At 73.2% G+C, this 17,866-nt stretch carries 18 protein-coding genes; 11 read left to right on the forward strand and 7 right to left on the reverse strand.

Features of this window, described 5'->3' with window-relative positions:
* The first annotated feature begins 3 nt into the window (after nucleotides 1–3).
* The 3 genes from mscL to SM450_RS06305 all read left to right on the forward strand — a co-directional run bounded on the left by mscL (nucleotide 4) and on the right by SM450_RS06305 (nucleotide 1,214).
* Nucleotides 4–474, forward strand: coding sequence for a large conductance mechanosensitive channel protein MscL (gene mscL, locus SM450_RS06295; RefSeq protein WP_474618714.1), 471 nt, complete (start codon nucleotides 4–6; stop codon nucleotides 472–474).
* Between the two features lie 78 nt (nucleotides 475–552).
* Nucleotides 553–801 (forward strand): hypothetical protein, encoded by a 249-nt coding sequence (locus tag SM450_RS06300; protein WP_474618715.1) that lies wholly within the window; start codon nucleotides 553–555, stop codon nucleotides 799–801.
* Between the two features lie 47 nt (nucleotides 802–848).
* Nucleotides 849–1,214 (forward strand): hypothetical protein, encoded by a 366-nt coding sequence (locus SM450_RS06305; protein WP_474618716.1) that lies wholly within the window; start codon nucleotides 849–851, stop codon nucleotides 1,212–1,214.
* Nucleotides 1,215–1,497: 283 nt separating this feature from the next.
* Here SM450_RS06305 and SM450_RS06310 read toward each other — a convergent pair whose 3' ends face one another.
* On the reverse strand, nucleotides 1,498–2,745 hold the full coding sequence (locus tag SM450_RS06310) for a benzoate/H(+) symporter BenE family transporter (RefSeq protein ID WP_474618717.1): 1,248 nt from the start codon (nucleotides 2,743–2,745) through the stop codon (nucleotides 1,498–1,500).
* A gap of 55 nt (nucleotides 2,746–2,800) precedes the next feature.
* Here SM450_RS06310 and SM450_RS06315 point away from each other — a divergent pair, with 55 nt between their 5' ends.
* The 5 genes from SM450_RS06315 to SM450_RS06335 all read left to right on the forward strand — a co-directional run bounded on the left by SM450_RS06315 (nucleotide 2,801) and on the right by SM450_RS06335 (nucleotide 7,441).
* Nucleotides 2,801–3,328, forward strand: coding sequence for a helix-turn-helix domain-containing protein (locus SM450_RS06315; RefSeq protein WP_474618718.1), 528 nt, complete (start codon nucleotides 2,801–2,803; stop codon nucleotides 3,326–3,328).
* 92 nt (nucleotides 3,329–3,420) lie between these two features.
* The gene (locus tag SM450_RS06320) at nucleotides 3,421–4,140 is read left to right on the forward strand and encodes a PP2C family protein-serine/threonine phosphatase (RefSeq protein WP_474618719.1); all 720 of its coding nucleotides are present in this window, start codon (nucleotides 3,421–3,423) and stop codon (nucleotides 4,138–4,140) included.
* Between the two features lie 52 nt (nucleotides 4,141–4,192).
* Nucleotides 4,193–5,392 (forward strand): GNAT family N-acetyltransferase, encoded by a 1,200-nt coding sequence (locus SM450_RS06325; protein WP_474618720.1) that lies wholly within the window; start codon nucleotides 4,193–4,195, stop codon nucleotides 5,390–5,392.
* A gap of 39 nt (nucleotides 5,393–5,431) precedes the next feature.
* On the forward strand, nucleotides 5,432–6,181 hold the full coding sequence (locus SM450_RS06330) for a ZIP family metal transporter (RefSeq protein WP_474618721.1): 750 nt from the start codon (nucleotides 5,432–5,434) through the stop codon (nucleotides 6,179–6,181).
* 87 nt (nucleotides 6,182–6,268) lie between these two features.
* Nucleotides 6,269–7,441 carry a hypothetical protein gene (locus SM450_RS06335; RefSeq protein ID WP_474619030.1) on the forward strand — a complete coding sequence of 391 codons (1,173 nt, stop codon included), beginning with the start codon at nucleotides 6,269–6,271 and terminating at the stop codon, nucleotides 7,439–7,441.
* 185 nt (nucleotides 7,442–7,626) lie between these two features.
* Here SM450_RS06335 and SM450_RS06340 read toward each other — a convergent pair whose 3' ends face one another.
* The 6 genes from SM450_RS06340 to SM450_RS06365 are packed head-to-tail and all read right to left on the reverse strand — an operon-like array spanning nucleotide 7,627 to nucleotide 14,898.
* Nucleotides 7,627–9,642: a hypothetical protein gene (locus SM450_RS06340; RefSeq protein WP_474618722.1), complete on the reverse strand. Its 2,016-nt coding sequence runs from the start codon at nucleotides 9,640–9,642 to the stop codon at nucleotides 7,627–7,629.
* An 18-nt stretch (nucleotides 9,643–9,660) separates the two neighbouring features.
* Complete coding sequence (locus SM450_RS06345) at nucleotides 9,661–10,734, reverse strand: glycoside hydrolase family 130 protein (protein ID WP_474618723.1); 1,074 nt, start codon at nucleotides 10,732–10,734, stop codon at nucleotides 9,661–9,663.
* A 1-nt stretch (nucleotide 10,735) separates the two neighbouring features.
* Entirely contained in the window at nucleotides 10,736–11,581 is an 846-nt protein-coding gene (locus SM450_RS06350) for a carbohydrate ABC transporter permease (RefSeq protein ID WP_474618724.1), read from the reverse strand.
* Nucleotide 11,582: 1 nt separating this feature from the next.
* Complete coding sequence (locus SM450_RS06355) at nucleotides 11,583–12,536, reverse strand: carbohydrate ABC transporter permease (protein ID WP_474618725.1); 954 nt, start codon at nucleotides 12,534–12,536, stop codon at nucleotides 11,583–11,585.
* On the reverse strand, nucleotides 12,536–13,825 hold the full coding sequence (locus SM450_RS06360) for an ABC transporter substrate-binding protein (RefSeq protein WP_474618726.1): 1,290 nt from the start codon (nucleotides 13,823–13,825) through the stop codon (nucleotides 12,536–12,538). Before SM450_RS06360 ends, SM450_RS06355 begins: the two co-directional genes overlap by 1 nt.
* The gene (locus tag SM450_RS06365) at nucleotides 13,822–14,898 is read right to left on the reverse strand and encodes a LacI family DNA-binding transcriptional regulator (RefSeq protein WP_474618727.1); all 1,077 of its coding nucleotides are present in this window, start codon (nucleotides 14,896–14,898) and stop codon (nucleotides 13,822–13,824) included. The genes SM450_RS06360 and SM450_RS06365 overlap by 4 nt, the downstream gene beginning before the upstream one ends.
* A 243-nt stretch (nucleotides 14,899–15,141) precedes the next feature.
* Here SM450_RS06365 and SM450_RS06370 point away from each other — a divergent pair, with 243 nt between their 5' ends.
* The 3 genes from SM450_RS06370 to SM450_RS06380 are packed head-to-tail and all read left to right on the forward strand — an operon-like array spanning nucleotide 15,142 to nucleotide 17,782.
* Nucleotides 15,142–15,978: a lysostaphin resistance A-like protein gene (locus SM450_RS06370; RefSeq protein WP_474618728.1), complete on the forward strand. Its 837-nt coding sequence runs from the start codon at nucleotides 15,142–15,144 to the stop codon at nucleotides 15,976–15,978.
* Nucleotides 15,975–17,126, forward strand: a complete 1,152-nt coding sequence (locus SM450_RS06375; RefSeq protein WP_474618729.1) for a sensor histidine kinase — start codon at nucleotides 15,975–15,977, stop codon at nucleotides 17,124–17,126. The genes SM450_RS06370 and SM450_RS06375 overlap by 4 nt, the downstream gene beginning before the upstream one ends.
* Nucleotides 17,123–17,782: a response regulator gene (locus SM450_RS06380; RefSeq protein WP_474618730.1), complete on the forward strand. Its 660-nt coding sequence runs from the start codon at nucleotides 17,123–17,125 to the stop codon at nucleotides 17,780–17,782. Before SM450_RS06375 ends, SM450_RS06380 begins: the two co-directional genes overlap by 4 nt.
* Nucleotides 17,783–17,866: the final 84 nt, after the last annotated feature.

Below are 17,866 nucleotides of genomic sequence, written 5' to 3' on the forward strand. Positions count from 1 at the left end.
CGAATGCTCAAGGGCTTCAAAGACTTCATCATGCGCGGCAACGTCGTCGACCTGGCGGTCGGTGTCGTCATCGGTGCCGCGTTCACGGGCGTGGTCACGCAACTGACCAAGTCGTTCCTGGAACCGCTGGTGCGGGTGGTCATCGTGTTGATCACCGGGAACGAGGACGGGCTCACCGGATCGACGCCCAGCTTCCGGGGAGTCGACTTCGACTGGGTGGCCTTCGTCAACGCGGTGATCACGTTCGTGCTCACCGCGGCGGCGCTCTACTTCCTGGTCGTCTACCCGATGAACCGGCTCGCCGAGCGGCGTAAGCGCGGTGAGGAGCCGCCGCCCTCGGCCCCGAGCGAGGAGGTGAAGCTGCTCACCGAGATCCGTGACGCGCTCGTCGCCGGCGGCCAGGGCACGCCCGCCCAGCGTGGCGCGCTCGACGACGTGCTCGGCCGCCGGCAGGAGCCGCCGGCCCCCCGCTGACGCCCATAGCTGATCGGCCCCCGTGGAGATTCCGCGGGGGCCGCCGCGAATCGAACACATGTTCGATAGAGTCCGGCCATGGAGCAGCGCAAACACTTGTGGAACGGGAAATGGGGGCGGCTCGCCCGGCGGGATGTCTTCCTCCGGGTGGACGGCGACCGCTGGCACGTGGAGCAGCGCGCCGGCGGCGCCGAGGGGATTTCCCGCTTCTACGAGCACGCAAGCGTCGACGAGGCCGAGGAGACGATCCGGGCGCTGCTCGACGGGCCGGACACCTGGCGCGAGCTGTCGCCCCGCCCGCCGGGCGGCTGGACTCCGTCCGTTTAGCGCCTGCGGTCCGTTTAGCGCCCGTGCGCCCCGGGAACCGCTTCGGCATGAGCCAGCAGCAGGACACCGTCTCCCGGGTCACCACAGGCATGCGGGTGGTCGACTCCACAGGCGTCGAGGTTGGCACCGTCGACCTCGTCAAGCGGGGCGACACGGCCGCCGTGACCGTGGAGGCGCCCACCCCGGTCGACCCGGGCAGCAGCCTCGACGAGCTGATCGAGTCGGCCGCCGTCGAGGAGCCGGACGTACCGGCCGACCTGGCCGCCCGGCTGCTGCGCGAGGGCTACCTGAAGGTCTCCACCGAGCTGGCCGCCACCGGCGCGGTCTACGTGCTGGCCGCCCGGATCGCCACGGTCACCGACGGCGCGGTACGCCTCACCGTCCCGGTCGCGGAGCTGCCCGCCGAGGAGTGACCACGAGGAGTGACCACCATGCCCGACGCTCGGTGGGGGCGTTCCCGGTCAGCGCGCCTCAACCCCGGCCGGCGGCCAGGGGCATGATGGCACGGCCCCTACAAACTTGATGTCGTAGATGCATCACGGCCAGCGAGTCGTTCACGTCATCAAGTTTGTAGGCCGTTCGGGCCCCTGCTGCCACCGCTGAGCACAGGGGCGAGCGGCCGAGGGCCGACGCCGGAAACGCCGGCTCGGAGGCAGTCCCTGAGGCGAACCAGCGGAGACCCGAGGGCCGGCAATCTCAGGACGGCCGGGAGGCCGCCAGATCGGCGCCCACCCCGGGCCCGTCGTTAGTGCCGGCCGGCGTCGGTGCGGCCGGCGTCGGTGCGGCCGGCGTCGGTGCGGCCGGGCGGCGGAAGAGCAGCAGCATCAGCCAGCCGGCGACCAGGCCCCAGAACGCGCCCCCGATGCCGAGCAGGGTGACCCCGGACGCGGTGACCACGAGCGTGACCACTGCGGCCTCCCGCGCGTCCGGCTGGGCGACCGCCGCCGACACCGCGCCGGCCAGCGCCGCGATCAGGGCGAGCCCGGCCACCGCCTCGACGAGCACCGGCGGGGAGAGCAGCACCAGGGCGGTGGCCGCACCGGCGCCGAGGCCGAGCAGGGCCAGGCCGATCCCGGCGGTGACCGAGGCGATCCAGCGCCGGTCCGGGTCGGGGTGGGCGTCCGGCCCGGCGGCGAGCGCGGCGGTGATCGCGGCCAGGTTCACCGCGTGCGCGCCGGCCGGCGCGCCGAGCGCGGTGGCGAGGCCGGTGACCCGCAGGGCCGAGCCCAGCGGCGCCCGGTAGCCGTAGCCGGCGAGCACGGCGGTGCCTGGCACGTTCTGCGCGGCCATGGTGACCAGGAACAGCGGCAACGCGAGCCCGACGATCGCGGGCAGCGTCCAGGCCGGCGTGGTAAGCGCGACGGCCGGGGCGGCGTCCAGCCGGGCCGGGCCGGAGGTGGTCAGCGCGATCGCCACCACGGCCACGGCGAGCGCGCCGGGCACCGCCCAACGGCGGGCGAACCGGTGCAGCAGCACCCAGACGAGCACCACCGGCCCGGCCAGCCGGGGCACCTCCACCAGGGCGTGTACCGGCGCGGTGCAGAGCGGCAGCAGCACCCCGGCGAGCATGGCGGAGGCGAGCGGGGTGGGGATCGCGGCGACCGCGCGACCGAGCGCGGGGATCAGCCCGGCGGCGACGATGAGCAGGCCGGTGAGCAGGAACGCCCCGACCGCGGCGGGCCAGCCGCCGGGGACCGGGCCGGTGGCCACGAGCAGCGCCGCGCCCGGCGTGGACCAGGCGGTGGCGAGCGGCATCCGGTGCCGCAGGCCGAGCCATACCGCGCAGGCGCCGCTTGCCACGCAGAGCGTGAGCAGGCCGGAGGCGGCCTGGGCCGGGTCGGCGCCGACCGCGCGCAGCCCGGCCAGGACGACCGTGAACGAGCTGGCGAAGCCGACCAGGGCGGTCACCACGCCGGCCAGCACGGGTTGGAGTCGACCGGCCATGCTTCCCCCTCGGGTGTTCCGTTTACGGAACGACGTCGTGTAGCACGATAGCCCCATGGACGTCGGCCCACGGATCCGCGCCCTCCGGGTGGAACGGGGGATCTCCCTGTCCGAGCTGGCCCGGCTGGCCGGCGTCGGGAAGGCCACGCTCTCCGGCCTGGAGAACGGCGTCCGCAACCCCACGCTGGAGACGCTGTACGCGATCACCGCGCAGCTCGGCGTGCCGCTCACGGCCGTCCTGTCCGCACCCGAGGAGACACCCACCGTACGCGGCGCCGCGGTCGGCGCCACGCTGCTGGAGGTGTTCCACGACCGCGACGCGACCTACGAGCTGTACCGGATGCGGGTCAGCCCGGGGCCGACGCAGCTCTCCCCCGCCCACCAGGCCGGCGTCACCGAACACGTGACCGTCTTCTCCGGCGTGCTCCGCGCCGGGCCGGTGGACGCCCCGCTCACCGCCGGCCCGGGCGAATACCTGCGCTGGACCTCCGACGTGCCGCACGGCTACGCCGCGGTGGGCGACGAGCAGGTACGGGCCAGCCTGCTGCTGCGCTATCCGCGACCGTCCGGTAAGGACAATTGACACATACCCGGGATGTAAGCGGATGACATTTCTTTCCCCCGACCCGGCAGCGTGTAGAGACGCGGAGCCGTTCTTCTTGGCAAGCTTGTCCCATGACGCTCATCCTCCGCTCGGCGATCCTCAACGACGTCGGCCTCGTCCGGACCAACAACGAGGATTCCGCCCTCGCCGGTGACCGCCTGGTAGCGGTGGCCGACGGCATGGGCGGCCTCCCGGCCGGCGAGGTGGCCAGCGAGATCGTCATCCGGATCCTGGACGAGCTGACCCCGCCCACCGGCGCCGACGAGGCGGCCGACGCGCTGCGCGCCGTGGTCAGCACCGCGAACCAGCGCATCCGCGCGGCCATCACGGTGGACCCGACCCGCGACGGCATGGGTACGACGCTTACCGCCGCCCTGCTGGCCGGCGACACCCTGGTCCTCGCCCAGGTCGGCGACTCCCGCTGCTATCTGCTGCGCGACCACGAGCTGACCCAGCTCACCCGGGACGACACGTTCGTGCAGGCGCTCGTCGACCAGGGTGCGCTCTCCCGCGACCAGGCCCGGCACCACCCGCAGCGCTCGCTTGTGACCCGCGCGGTGCAGGGCTCCGACGCGCCGCCGGCGGTCGGGGCGCTCGCCGTCTTCCCCGGCGACCGTCTGCTGCTGTGCAGCGACGGCCTCTCCGACTACGTGGAGGACGCCGCCATCGCCGCGGCGCTCGCCACCTACGGCGACCGACAGCAGTGCGGCGAGCAACTGGTGAAGCTGGCCCACCAGGCCGGCGCGCCGGACAACGTCACGGTGGTCATCTCCGACGTCACCGAGGCCTGATCCCGGCCCGATTCGGGTTGCGGCCCCCGCCCGGGCGCGTTGGGATGAACAAATGCACATTCGCCGGCTGGCCTCCGAGGACCGCCTGACCGCCAGCTTCCCGCTGCAGGCGTACGCGTTCGAGGCCACGCCGCTGACGGCGTCCCGGACCGACGAGTTCCGGGCGTACCTGCCGTACAACGCGGGGAACACGACGCTCGTGGTCGAGGAGGACGGCGTCACCACGGCGGCCGTGTCGGCGATCCCGATGCGGCAGAACCTGCGCGGCGCGGTGCTGCCGATGGCAGGCGTCGCCGGGGTGGCCACCCATCCGCTGGCCCGCCGGCGCGGGCACGTCCGGACGCTGATGCGCCAGGTCCTCGACGGGATGCGCGACGAGGGGCACCAGCTCAGCGCGCTGCACCCGTTCCGCGCCTCGTTCTACGAGCGCTTCGGCTACGCCGGGCTGCCCCGGCGGCGTACCGCGGTGTTCACCCCGGCGGACCTGGCGCCGCTGCTGCGCGCCGAGTTGCCCGACGAGCTGGTCTGGGAGCGGATCGGCGAGGGCTATCCGCGGTGGCGCGCCTACACCGACAGGTGCCTGCGCGAGCGGCACGGCTTCGCGGTCTTCCCCGACTTCCGCGCCGTGGGCCTGCGCGAGCGGGACGACCGCTGGCTGCTCAGCGTGGTGCGCGGCGGCGAGACGGTCGGCGCGGTCACCTACCGGATCGACGACCACGCCGGCACGCTGATCGCCGACGACCTGCTCTTCGACGACCCGTACGCCCGCGCTTCGCTGTTGCGGTTCTTCGCCCGGCACGTCGACCAGGTGGCCCGGGTCAGCGTCCAGTTGCCGCCCGGGGAACTGCCCGAGCTGTGGCTCACCGACCTGGACGTGCACGTCGAGGCGCGGGTGGCCCGACCCGACCCGACCGCGCCGATGGCCCGGCTGCTCAGCCTGGAGGCGCTCGCCGACCAGCCGGTCGGGGTCGGCCGGCTGCTCGTCGAACTGATCGGCGACCGCTGGCTCGCCGGCCGCCACCTGCTCGACGGCACCACCGGCAAGCTGGCGGTGCTGCCTGCCGACAACGCCGCCGAGGGCAGCCTGCCGTGCGCGCGGCTCACCGCCGCCGGGCTCTCCGCCCTGGCGTACGGGGTGCTCGACCCGGCCGAGGTGGCCGTGCGCGGGCTGGGCGAGGTGCCGGTCGAGGCGGCCACCGAGCTGCGCCGGCTCTTCCCCCGTGAGCTGCCCTATTTGTTCGCCGACTTCTGATCGGGTTGGCGGCGCCGGGCCGGGGGTAGGGTCCTGCGCGTGCCGGAGTGGTTGGAAGCGGGACTCTGGGGTCTGCTCGCCGGGTCCGCCCTGTTGATCGGGGCGGCCGTCGGGTTCTTCGCGCGCGTGCCGCGCCGGGCGACCGCCTCGGTGATGGCGTTCGGGGCCGGCGTGCTGCTCTCCGCCGTCTCGTTCGAGCTGATCGACGAGGCACACAAACAGGGCGGCCTGCTGCCGGTGGCGATCGGCGCGGCGGCCGGCGCGCTCGCGTACACCGGGGCGAACGTGCTGCTGGCCCGGCACGGCGCCCGGCACCGCAAGCGCTCCGGCGACGAGCAGCCCTCCGAGCAGGAACAGCCCGGCTCGGGCAACGCGATCGCGGTCGGCGCGCTGCTCGACGGCGTACCGGAATCGGTGGTGATCGGCACGAGCCTGCTGGCCGGCGGCCCGGTCAGCTTCGTCACGGTGATCGCGGTCTTCCTCAGCAACGTGCCGGAGGGGCTGTCAAGCGCGGCCGGCATGCGGCAGGCGGGGCGGACCCGGCGGTACGTCTTCGGGCTCTGGATCGCCATCGCGTTGATCTCCGGCGCCGCGTCGCTGGCCGGGTATACGCTGCTCGGCGGCGCCCCGCCGGAGGTGCTGGCCACCATCACCGCGCTCGCCGCCGGCGCGATCCTGGCGATGATCACCGACACCATGGTCCCGGAGGCGTTCGAGGACGCGCACCTGCTCGTCGGTCTGATCACCGTGCTCGGCTTCCTCGTCGCGTTCGCCCTGTCCCACACCTGACTCCTGGTGGGCGGCTTAGCGGCGGGTTAAGGATCGTCGGCGGGGTCGTCGGCGGGCGGCGCGTCCTCCTAGCATCGGGCGGTGCGCCTGAAGTCCGCTGTCTCGCTGCTCGCCCTCGCCCTGGTCACCGCCACGCTGCCCGCGTGCGGCGGCGACGACCCGGCCGACCCGGTCGCCGCAACCGGCACGCCGTCTGCCCCGGCCGCCGATACCCCGGCCGCCTCGCCGAGTGCCCGCGCCGGCCTGGGCAGCGCCAAGCCGAGCCCCCGCGCCGCGCCGGCCGCGCTCCGCGCCGGCAACCCGGACGGGAAGGCCGCCGTGCCGGCCGAGGCGCGGGCGGTCGACACGTCACGCCCGACCCGTACCGTCGGCAGCGGCACGCCGGCGAGCTGCACCTCGGCGGCGGTGGTGAAGGCGGTGGCGGCCGGCGGCGTCATCACGTTCGACTGCGGCCCGGCGCCGGTGACCATCGCCATGACGGCCACCGCGAAGGTGGTGAACGCACACGGCCCGCGCATCGTGCTCGACGGCGGCGGCAAGGTCACGCTGAGCGGCGGCGGCAGCCGGCGGATCCTCTACATGAACACCTGCGACCAGGCCCAGGGCTTCACCACCTCACACTGCCAGAACCAGGACCACCCGCAGCTCACCGTGCAGAACCTGACGTTCACCGACGGCAACTCGACGGGCGAGAAGGCCGAGGGCGGCGGGGGCGGCGCGATCCTCGTCCGGGGCGGGCGGGTCAAGGTGGTCAACTCACGGTTCGTCGACAACCGCTGCGACCGCACCGGCCCGGATCTGGGGGGCGCGGCGCTGCGGGTGCTGAGCCAGTTCGAGAACAAGCCGGTGTACGTGGTGGGCAGCACCTTCACCGGCGGGGTGTGCGCCAACGGGGCGGCGTTGAGCAGCATCGGCGTCTCGTGGACGGTGTTGAACAGCGTCTTCCGTGACAACCGGGCGGTCGGCAGCGGCGCGAACCCGGCCCGGGGCGGCACGCCCGGCGGCGGCAGCGGGGGCGCGATCTACTGCGACGGCAACGAGTTCACGGTGAAGCTCGCCGGCACGGTCATCGAGAACAACAGCGCCAACGAGGGCGGCGGCGCCATCTTCTTCGTCAGCAACAACCGCACCGGCACCATGACGATCTCCAGTTCGACCCTGCGGAAGAACCCGAGCAGGGGCTTCGAGACGAAGGGCTTCCCCGGCATCTTCTTCCTGGGCACCCGCCCCCCGTCGGTCAGTTCCTCCCACCTCTCCTGACGCCTCACCCGGCCGGAGGGTGTGAGAAGGGGCCCCTTCTCTACCGAAGGCGTTAAGAAGGGCCCCCGCCTTACTCAGGAGGGTGGGATCGGTTGCCGGTGGCCCCCACGATTACGATGCGCATACCGGTGCGGTACCCGCTGAACCGGCCCACAACCGCCGGGATTCGCCCCTACGCGCTCCCGTCACCGCCGAACGAGGGTGAAGCCGCCCGGCAGCACCACCGCCGGCACCGCGCCACCCCGGGCCTGCGCCCGGCTTCGTCGGACACCCTGCGCGTCGTACGTCTCGACGGTCGCCGCCCCCGAGCCCGGCACGGTGACGGTCCTCGGTGTGCGGGCGGCACTGCGCAGCAGCGCTGTGGTCGACCCGGCGCCGGCGATCACATACCTGGAGACGAGCGGTTCGAGCAGGACCGCGTCGATCACGGCGTCGCCGCCGGTCGAGACGGCGACCAGGTCGGCGGCGCCGGCCGGCACCTGCGCCGGGCCGCTCGGCGTGACCGGAAGCAACGCGCCGGGTGCCGGCGACACGCCCTGCGCGCCGACCCGCCCGTGCCGGACGGTGCCCACGGTCCGCTCCCGGCCGGCCGCCGAGGTGGACCACCTGGTGACGGCCCGACTGCCCGGCCGCAGCTCGACCACCGGGAGCACCAGCCGGGGCTGGTCCGCGGCCGGCAACCGCCAGCGGGCGGTGGCGCCGGCCGGCAGCAGGGCGTACCCGCCGCTGTACGCGGACTCGCCGGTCCACGTCGATTCGGGGGTGACCACGCTCGCGTCACCGGTCAGCGTGGCCTGCTCGGCCTCCACGGTGGTGCCGCCGACGCGCGTCACGACCCGGCCCTGCCGGGCCAGCGCGGCCACGTCGGGGTGGGCGTCCAACGCCAGCATGCTGAGCAGGCCGTGGATGGTGGACTCCGCGCCGGCGTTGCGGTTGACCGTCCCGTCGCCGGCGATGCCGTCGACGGTGCGCCCGGTCGCCGGGTCGTACCCGGGCACGCCTGCCGCGTTGGCGCCGAAGTACCAGGCGGCCGTCATGCCGGCGAGCTGCCGGAACCCGGCGCGCCCGGTGGCGTCGGCGACGGCGAGCAGCGACTGCACCCGCGAGTCCACGCCGTAGGAGATCTGCGACCGGTCCGTCGGGGTCGGCTGCCGCCCGTTGTCCGGGCCGCCGGAGGTGAGCAGCCACGGCGTGAAGACCGCCGAGTCGGCCACCGCCGCCGGCAGCAGCCGCCGGTCGCCGAGCACCCGTGCGGCGTGGGCGAGCGCGGCGGGCATCTGCGATCCCCAGGCGTGCCACACCGACCGGGACAGCGCCCAGGGGCGTACCGCACCGAACGGCCATTCGCGGACGCCGCCGTCGGACAGCGCGGCGATGCCCTCGGCGAACCGGCTCAGTGCCCGCCGGGCGCGGGCGCCACCACCGGCCCGCACGTACGCGGCAAGCCCCAGGACGGCCTCCGCGGTGGCGTCCGCGCCGTCCGCGATCAGCCACGCGGGCGTCCGCTCGCCGTCGACGACCTGCCAGGTGCCGTACCGGACGAGCACCTGACGCTCCACCGCGCCGACCGCGAGGTCGAGCCGCTCCCGCAGGAACGACGCGAAACCGGGGTCGGCGGCACGCCACGCGGCGTACCCCTCGCCAAGCGCCCAGACGGTGCGGGCCAGCCAGTACGACGGCCCGCTGTCGGACGGGTCGGGCAGTTCGACCGGCTCGGCGCTCGGATTCAGCGTGCCGTCCGGCTGCATCCAGAGCACCACGTTCCCGGCGTTCGGTCCGGTGGCGGTCTGTAGGTAGGTCAGCCCCCGCAGCAGGGCGTACGAGGCGTCCCGGCTGGTGGTGGCGCCGGTGGACCGCCAGTGCCGCAGGTAGACCACGGCGGCGCGGGCGATGTCGTCGGCGTTGTACGCGCCCTGCCCCCAGGTGTCCGTGTCCGGGTCGTACGCCCCACCGCCGACCCGGCGGAAGGGGCCGTCCGGGGTCGGCTCGGCGTACGTCCACAGCACCCCGACCGCCGGCGCGTCGGCGAGCCGGTAGGTGGTGTGCCCGGCCTGCCCGGGCGGGCTGACCCGGTCGCCCAGGTAGTCCAGGTGGGACAGGTTCGTCACCGGAGCGCTGGTGGCGGCCCGGGCCGGAGCCGCCCCCAGCAGGGGCGCGCCGAGGGCGAGGCTGCTGCCCAGCAGGAGTGATCGGCGTTTCATGGTGGTCTCCTCGGTGGCTCAGGGGGTGTGGTCGAGCCGGGCGACGCCGATCTTGGTGTCCGCCATCCCGTAGAACACGAAGCGCACGCCGTCGACCTCCTCGATCGCCGTGGGGAAGACGACGTTGGGCACCGTGCCGGCCCGCTCGTCCTCGGTGTCGGGCGCGAGGATGGGCTCGGCGGTGCGGGCCAGCACCCGCGCCGGGTCGGCCGGGTCCAGCAGCATCGCCCCGGCCGCGTACTCGACCCGTTGGGTGGTCGGGTCCCAGCCGCTGGGGGCCTGACCTGTCACCCCGTGGTGGATGAGCAGCCACCCCTCCGGCACCCGGAGCGGCGGCGGGCCGGCGCCGATCTTCAGCTCCTCGTAGGGGAACTCGGACAGGGCCACCACCCGGTGGTCCCGGGGGCGGGCCAGCGCGGCGAGGTCGGCGTGCACCTCGTCCGCCGGCACGTACGAGATCCAGATGCCGGGCCGCTCGTCGGTGGTCCCGGCCGGCAGGTGCACCCCCTCGCCCGGACGGAACCAGCCCAGGTCCCACATCGGCCGGTGCAGCATGGCGTAGCAGGGCCGGCCGTCCGGGCCGGGCACCGGCTCGGGGAAGAACACCGCGTCCTTGTTGGGGAACAGGTTGAGGTCGGTGTCCAGGTCGGGCTGGTAGGCGAACTGCACCGGCCCCAGCCGCCGCCAGGAACGCAGGTCGGTGGAGGTGGCGAGCGCGAGGCGGGGGCCGAGCGGCCCGTACGCAACGTAGGTCATCAGGTGCTGGCCGAGTTCCGGCACCCAGGTGGTGCGCGGGTCCTCCACCCCGGCGTTGTGCAGGCCGCGCTCCCAGCCCTCGTCGGGTGCCAGCATGACGCCGTGCCGGCGCACGCCGACAGGTACGCCGTCGCGGAGTTCGACCTCGGCGAGCCCGACCCGGGAGACGTTGCCGTCGGCGACCAGCCGGGGCAGCAGGTGCAGCCGGCCGTCCGGGGTGCGCCCGCTCGCCGGGTTGAGCACCCCGGCGGCCTCGAACGGCTCGGCCGGGTCGGGCGCCATCAGCACGCCCAACCGGGTCAGCGTGTACGGGACAGTCGTCTCAAGGGATGGCATGTCAACCTTTCACACCGGAACCGATGTCGGTGGAGATGAAGTGTCGTTGGAAGGCCACGAAGAGGCCGACGGCCGGGGCGGCCAGCACGCAGGCGCCGGCCAGGACGGCCCCGTACGGGTTCGCGGCGCGGGCCGCCACGTTGCTGATGTAGTTGGCCAGGGAGACGGCAAGCGGCTGCATGTCCGCCTGCTTGGTGATCAGGAAAGGCCAGAGGAACTCGTTCCACGGCCCGATGAAGGTGAGCAGCACCGCGGTCAGCAGCGCCGGGCGCACAAGTGGCAGCGCCACCGACCAGAGCAGCCGCAGTTCCCCGGCGCCGTCGATCCGGGCGGCGGCGAACAGCTCGTCCGGCAGTTGCAGGAAGAACTGCCGGAAGACGAAGACCGCGGTGGTGTTGATCGCGAACGGCAGGATCATCCCGAGGTAGGAGTCGGCAAGCCCGTACCCGCGCACGATCAGCACGTAGAGCGGGATCAACAGGAGCTGGAAGGGGATCACCTGGACCAGCAGCACCAGGGCGAACAGCGTGCCCCGGCCGCGGAACCGCAGCCGGGCCAGGGCATAGCCGGCGAGCACCCCGAAGACCACCGTGCCGAGGATGACCCCGCCGGTGAAGACGCCGGAGTTGACGAGCGAGCCGAGCAGGTCGACCCGGGAGTTGATGTCCCGGTAGTTGTCCAGGGTGAGGTCGCCGGTGGGGAACGCCCCGGCGACCGAGGTGTCCGGTTCGGCCTGAAGGCTGCCGATCAGCATGTAGTAGAAGGGGAAGAGGAACAGCAGGGCTCCGGCGAACAGCGCGACGTAGCGGAGCAGTCCGGGCCACCGGGCGGCGGAGTTCGGTGTCACGTCAGTCCCTCTCGATCAGCCTGCGGTTGACCAACGAGATGATCAGCACCCCGATCACCAGCAGCACGCCGATGGCGGCGGCCACGTCCGGCTGGCCCTGCTGGATGCCGCGCTGGTACATCACCAGCACCGGCGAGGCGGACGCCCCGTTCGGGCCGCCCCCGCCGGTGAGCAGGTAGGGCTCGGTGAACAGGTTGGCGCCGGTGATGGTGGCCAGGATGACCACCAGGGCGGTCGCCGGGCGTACCGCCGGCACGGTCACCGACCGGAACCGCCGCCACCACCCCGCGCCGTCGACCGACGCCGACTCGTACAGCTCCTTCGGCACGTTCTGCAGCGCGGCCAGGTAGAGCAGGATGAAGAAGCCGAGCTGCTTCCAGACCACGAACACCGCGATGACGGGCATCGCCAGTCCCTCGTTCACCAGCCAGGACGGGTCGGGCGCCAGCGGGCCGAGCACGGAGTTGACAAGCCCTCCGGCGTTGAACAGGAACAGCCAAACGCCTACCACCGCCACGCTCGCGGTCACGTACGGCACGTAGAACGCGACCCGCAGGAACGCCCGGGCGTGCACCACCCGGTTCAGCGCGACGGCCAGCAGCAGGGCCAGCGCCATGGTCAGCGGCACGTTGATGACCAGGAAGATCCCGATGTTGCCGAACGACTGGCGGACCGCCGGGTCGGCGAGCACCGCGCGGTAGTTGTCAAGCCCGACGAAGGGCCGGTCCACCACCGCGCCCGGCGCGGCGAAGAAGTAGTCGTGGAAGCTCATCCAGACCGCGAAGCCGAGCGGGTAGGCGAACACCACGGCGATGAACACGGCGTAGGGCGCGGCCAGCACCATGCCCACCGGGTGGCGGCCCAGCACGGCCGCCACCCGGCCCCGGCCCGCCGGTCGCGGGCTCCGTGCGGCGGTCCCGGTGGCCGGGACCGCCGCGGTGTCGGCGGCCGACATCAGGAGCCGGCGGCGAGCTGGTCGACCTTCTCCGCGGCGGCGGCGAGGGCGTCGGGCACCGGCTTCTTGCCGAAGACCACAGACTCGGAGTACGCGTCGCGGAACGCCTGCCATACGGCCACCGAGTTCGGCACGTTCGGCACCTCGACCGTCCGTGCCGCCTGGTCGGCGAAGGCCTGGTAGGACGGGTTCTTGGCGAAGTGGTCCGGGTAGGCGGTCGCCAGGTCGGCGCGCAGCGGCATCTGGCCGGTCTTGGCCAGCAGCGCGCCGTCCTGCTCCTTGCTCGTGGCGAAGCGCATCACGTCCCAGGCGGTGGCGCGGTTCTGGCAGGCCGAGTACATCGCGACGTTCTTCGCGTCGCTGAAGGTGCGGATCTGGTCGGCCGGCTTGCCGGTGGACGTCGGCACCGGCACCGCGCCCCACTTCACCTTGCTGCCGTACACCGAGATCGCCCAGGGGCCGACGATCGCCATGGCGGCCTTGCCGTCGGCGAACGAGTCGCCGTTGTACTTCTCCTTCGGGGCGAGGCCCTCCGCGTAGAGGGTCTTCCAGAACTCCGCGACCCGCTGGCCCTCCGGCGAGTCGAACTGGGCCTTGCCCTGGCCGACCAGTTGCTTGCCGCCGGTCTCCGCCGCGAACAGCGGATAGAAGTCGAACCAGGACTGGAAGAACTCACTTGTGGGCGCCGGGTAGATGGCGGCCTGGGCGGCGCCCGACGACTTGATCTTCCGGGCGGCGGCGAGGAACTGGTCGTACGTCGCCAGCGAGGGCCGCTCCGGGTCGAGGCCGGCCCGGGCGAAGATCTCCTTGTTGTAGAAGATCATCACCGGGTTGGACTTCCAGGGCAGTTGGTAGAACTTGCCGTCCGGCGACTTGTACTGTTCCGCCGTCTCGCCGGTGCGCTCGGCGACGTAGGCGGCGCCGCCGTCGAACGAGTCCAGGGCGACCAGGCCACCCTGCTTCTGGAACTGCGGCACGGCCGCCGGCGCGGTGTTGAAGATCAGGCAGGGCGCGTTGCCGGCGGTGATGGCGGCTCCGATCACCTCCTCCGAGCTGGTGCCCGCCGGGATCTCCTGGGCGTTGATCTTCTGGTCGGCGTGCTGCGTGTTCCACGCCTCGACCATCGCCTTGCCCCAGGCCAGCTCCTCCTGGTTGTTGGAGAGCCAGATGTCGATCGGCCCACGGGCGGCGTTCGCCTCGGTGGCGTCGCCGCCACCGCCGCTGCCGTCGCAGCCCGCGGTGACGGCGAGCGCGGCGGTCAGCAGCAGGGCCGGGAGGGTGCGTTTCATGTCTGCTCCGATCGGGACGGTGAGGGCGGACGGCGCCGCTGGGCGGGCGGCGCCGGTGGTGGTGGTGCGGTGGAGGCGCGGAGAACGAGCTGCGCGGGCGGCGTGGACACGTCGGTCACGGGTTCGCCGTCGATGAGCGCGAGCAGGGCGTGCGCGGCTGCCCGCCCCCACTCGAACGGGTCGGTTCGCACGGTGGTCAGCGGCGGGCTGACGTAGCCGGCCAGCTCCGCGTCGTCGAACCCGGTCACCGACAGGTGTCCGGGCACGTCGACGCCGAGTTCCCGGGCCACCGCGAGCCCGGCGATGGCCATCAGGTCGTTGGCGTACACGATCGCGGTCGGCCGCTCGGCCCGGTCGAGCATGGCGCGGGTGGCGTGCGCGCCGCCGGCCGCCGAGAAGTCCGACGCGACGCAGAGGTCGGCGGGCAGGCCGGCGTCCGCGAGCGCCCGCTCCCAGGCCAGCCGGCGGACCCGCCCGTGCAGGAAGTGGTCCGGCCCGGCGATGTGCCCGATCCGGCGGTGCCCCAGCTCGACCAGGTGGGCGACCGCCGCGGCGACACCCGGCCGGTCGTCGATCAGCAGAGCCGGCCAGCGACTGGGCGCCATCGGCCTGGCGATCGTCACCGCCGGCAGCCCGAGCTGTTCCAGCAGGGCGAGCCGGGGGTCGTCCACCCGCAGGTCGAGCAGGAAGACCCCGTCCACCCGCCCGTCGGCGGCCAGCCGTCGGTAGCCGGACTCCTCGGCCGACTCGGGCACCACCTGGAGGACCAGGGCCTGGCCCCGGTCGGACAGGGTCCGCTCCACCCCGGCGATGAAGGCGGGGAAGAACGGGTCGGCGCCGAGCAACTCGGGTGGGCGGGCGATCACCAGGCCGACCGCGAAGGCCCGCGACGCGGACAGGGCACGGGCCCGATGGCTCGGCTCCCACCCCAGGGCGCGGGCCGCGGTGAGGATCCGCTCCCGCGTCTCCTCGGCCACGCCGGGCCGGCCGTTGAGCGCGAAGGACACCAGACCCTTCGAGACGCCTGCCGCGCGGGCGACATCGCGGATCGTCGGTCGACCTGGCCGGGTCACCGGCACCTCCTCGCGTTACTAAACCGGTTTAAGCCACGGACGTTAGACCCGTTCCACCAACTCCACAACCGGTAGCGGCCGATCAATGTGCGGCGGTTCGGGGCAGGTCAGGGCGGTGAGACGGCTGTCCCCCGCGCGAGCTACCGGCAGGTGTCCACCGTGCGGTGACGATTTGCGGCCGGTTGATCCATAACGTTCGACGTAGCCGCGGCGCCCACGCCGCGGACCTCTGGAGGAGACGTCATGCGGTTGGTGAAACAGCTCGGAACCCTTGTGGTGGTGTCGTTCGCCGGCAGCCAGGCGGTCGCGGCGACGCGGGGGAACGTGTGGCTGACGCTGATCCTCGGCGTCGCGACCGCCGTGCTGGCGCTGCTCGCGTACGCCTGGGTGGTGCGGCGCACGGAGCGCCGCTCGCCCACGGAGGTGGCCCGGGCCGGGGCCGGCGCCGCCCTGGGTCGTGGGATGCTGATCGGCGCCGGTATGTTCGGCGCGGTCATCGCGCTGCTCGCCGCGTTCGGCAGCTACCGGGTGACCGGGTGGGGCTCGGCGGCCGGCCCGGTGGGACTGTTCGGCCTGATGGCCGCCGCCGCCGTCAGTGAAGAGCTGATGTTCCGTGGCGTGCTGTTCCGGATCGTCGAGGAGCGCCTCGGCACCTGGGGCGCGCTCCTGTCGACAGGTCTCCTGTTCGGCCTGATGCACCTGCTCAACCCGCACGCCAGCCTGTGGGGGGCACTCGCCATCGGGATCGAGGCCGGCGGAATGCTTGCCGCCGCGTACGCGGCAACCCGCACGCTCTGGCTGCCGATCGGTCTGCACTTCGCGTGGAACTTCGCCGGCGCCGCCATCTTCGGCACCGACATCTCCGGAAAAACCGGAGCGGAGGGGATGCTTGACGGTGAGACGTCCGGGCCGGCGGTGCTGAGCGGCGGCGCGTTCGGGCCGGAGGCGAGCGTGGTGACGGTGCTCGCGGGCGCGTTGCTGACGATCCTGTTCATGCGACTGGCCCGGCGGCGGGGGAATCTCGTTCCCCGTCGCCGACGTACCGCCGCGGTCGAGCCCGCCGCTACGCTCTCCCGGTGATCGGCCTCCGGCGTGTCCCGGACCGGTGGCGGCGCTCCGCTGTCACGGTCCGGGATCTCCCGCTCGCGCTGGCACTCGTCGCCGCGTCGCTGTTGCCGCCGCTCGACGGTCACGGAACGCAGGTCGGAAACCTGCCGGACCGGCCCTTCGACGTGCTGGCCGGGGCGGTGATCGTCCTCGAGTCCCTGCCGCTGATCGTCCGCCGGCGGTGGCCGGCCGCGTGCCTGGCCCTGGTGTCGCTCGGCTTCGCCCTCGACCAGGTCCGCGCGTACCACACCGCGGCGGGCGTCGCCCTGCCGATCGCCCTGCTCAGCGCGGCGGCCCATCTGGACCGGCACCGACGCGCCGCCGTAGCCCTGGTCACCGCCTGGTTCGTCGCGCTTGCCGTCGCCCTGGACCGGTCCGGATCGACCGAAGGGGTGACCGGGTTCGTCACCTTCTACCTGGCCATGGCCATCTTCTGGGCCGTCGGGGCATGGCTGCGGTCGTCCCGCACCGCCGAGGCGGAACGCCGCCGGCTCGTCGCCGAGGCGACCCGGACGGCCGAACGCACCCGCATCGCCCGTGAACTCCACGACGTCGTGACCCACCACGTGACAGCGATGGTCGTGCAGGCCGAGGCGGCCCGCTACCTGACCGCCGCCCCGGAGTCCCTCGACCGCTCGCTGACCGCCATCACCGACACCGGCCGGCAGGCCGTCAGCGACCTGCGGCACCTGCTCGACCTGCTCAACCCCGACCACGGCGCAGAGCCGCGCACCCAAACGGCCGGCGGGCTGCGAGACCTGGTCGAGCAGACCCGGCGGGCCGGCCAGGCGGTGAACCTCACCGAGGACGGCGGACCGGCCGAACCGACCGGCAGCGCCGAGAGCACCGCCTACCGGGTCGTCCGGGAGGCGCTCACGAACGCCCTCAAGCACGACCACGGCGGCCACACCACCGTGCATGTGCGACGCAGCGAAGGAGAGATCATCGTGCGGGTCGGCACCGATGGATCCGGTACGGGTGCCGGATCGCCAGGCGGGAGCGGACGCGGCCTGACCGGACTCCGCGAACGGGTCGACATCCTCGGCGGGGAGTTCAGCGCGGGCCGGCGCGAGGACGGTGGCTTCGAGGTGACGGCACGCATCCCGAGGACCACCTCGTGACCGCGCCGATCCGGGTCCTGGTCTGCGACGACCAGGCGCTGATCCGTACCGGGTTCGCCACGATCATCGGCGCCCAGCCGGATCTGGAGGTGGTCGGCGAGTGCGCCGACGGACGCGCCGCGGTCGACCTCGCCGGCCGGCTGCACCCGGACGTCGTGGTCATGGACGTGCGGATGCCTGTGCTCGACGGCATCGAGGCCACCCGCCTGCTGGCCGGCGCCGGGGTCGCCGACCCGGTCAAGGTCCTGGTGGTGACCACGTTCAACCTGGACGAGTACGTGTACTCGGCGTTGCGTGCGGGGGCCAGCGGATTCCTGCTCAAGGACGCGCCACCGGCACAACTGCTGCACGGCATCCGCACCGTCGCCAGCGGTGCCGCGCTGTTGGACCCCGAGGTCACCCGACAACTCGTCGGCCGGTACGCCGCCCGGATCCGGCCCGTCCACGACACACCCGACCACGTCGGGCTGACCCCCCGGGAACTGGAAGTGCTGCGGCTGATCGCCAGCGGCCTGTCCAACAGCGAGATCGCCGCGACGCTGGTGATCAGTCAGGAAACCGTCAAGACGTACGTGTCCCGGATCCTCACCAAGCTCGACCTGCGGGACCGCGTCCAGGCCGTGGTGTACGCCTACCGCCAGGGACTGGTGTCCTGAACCAGGGCAGGGCACGCGAAGTGGTGGGCCGGAGGCACCACCATACGAATCAACCGGCGACCATCGCCGGTGACCCGTTGCCGC

Source organism: Micromonospora marincola, assembly GCF_056150385.1.

Excerpts from the sequence above, each read along its gene's own strand:
- SM450_RS06310 (WP_474618717.1), bottom strand. The coding sequence starts at position 2,745 with ATGGCCGGTCGACTCCAACCCGTGCTGGCCGGCGTGGTGACCGCCCTG.
- SM450_RS06355 (WP_474618725.1), bottom strand. The coding sequence starts at position 12,536 with ATGTCGGCCGCCGACACCGCGGCGGTCCCGGCCACCGGGACCGCCGCA.
- SM450_RS06315 (WP_474618718.1), top strand. The coding sequence starts at position 2,801 with ATGGACGTCGGCCCACGGATCCGCGCCCTCCGGGTGGAACGGGGGATC.
- SM450_RS06305 (WP_474618716.1), top strand. The coding sequence starts at position 849 with ATGAGCCAGCAGCAGGACACCGTCTCCCGGGTCACCACAGGCATGCGG.
- mscL (WP_474618714.1), top strand. The coding sequence starts at position 4 with ATGCTCAAGGGCTTCAAAGACTTCATCATGCGCGGCAACGTCGTCGAC.
- SM450_RS06325 (WP_474618720.1), top strand. The coding sequence starts at position 4,193 with ATGCACATTCGCCGGCTGGCCTCCGAGGACCGCCTGACCGCCAGCTTC.
- SM450_RS06370 (WP_474618728.1), top strand. The coding sequence starts at position 15,142 with ATGCGGTTGGTGAAACAGCTCGGAACCCTTGTGGTGGTGTCGTTCGCC.
- SM450_RS06300 (WP_474618715.1), top strand. The coding sequence starts at position 553 with ATGGAGCAGCGCAAACACTTGTGGAACGGGAAATGGGGGCGGCTCGCC.
- SM450_RS06360 (WP_474618726.1), bottom strand. The coding sequence starts at position 13,825 with ATGAAACGCACCCTCCCGGCCCTGCTGCTGACCGCCGCGCTCGCCGTC.
- SM450_RS06320 (WP_474618719.1), top strand. The coding sequence starts at position 3,421 with ATGACGCTCATCCTCCGCTCGGCGATCCTCAACGACGTCGGCCTCGTC.
- SM450_RS06340 (WP_474618722.1), bottom strand. The coding sequence starts at position 9,642 with ATGAAACGCCGATCACTCCTGCTGGGCAGCAGCCTCGCCCTCGGCGCG.
- SM450_RS06345 (WP_474618723.1), bottom strand. The coding sequence starts at position 10,734 with ATGCCATCCCTTGAGACGACTGTCCCGTACACGCTGACCCGGTTGGGC.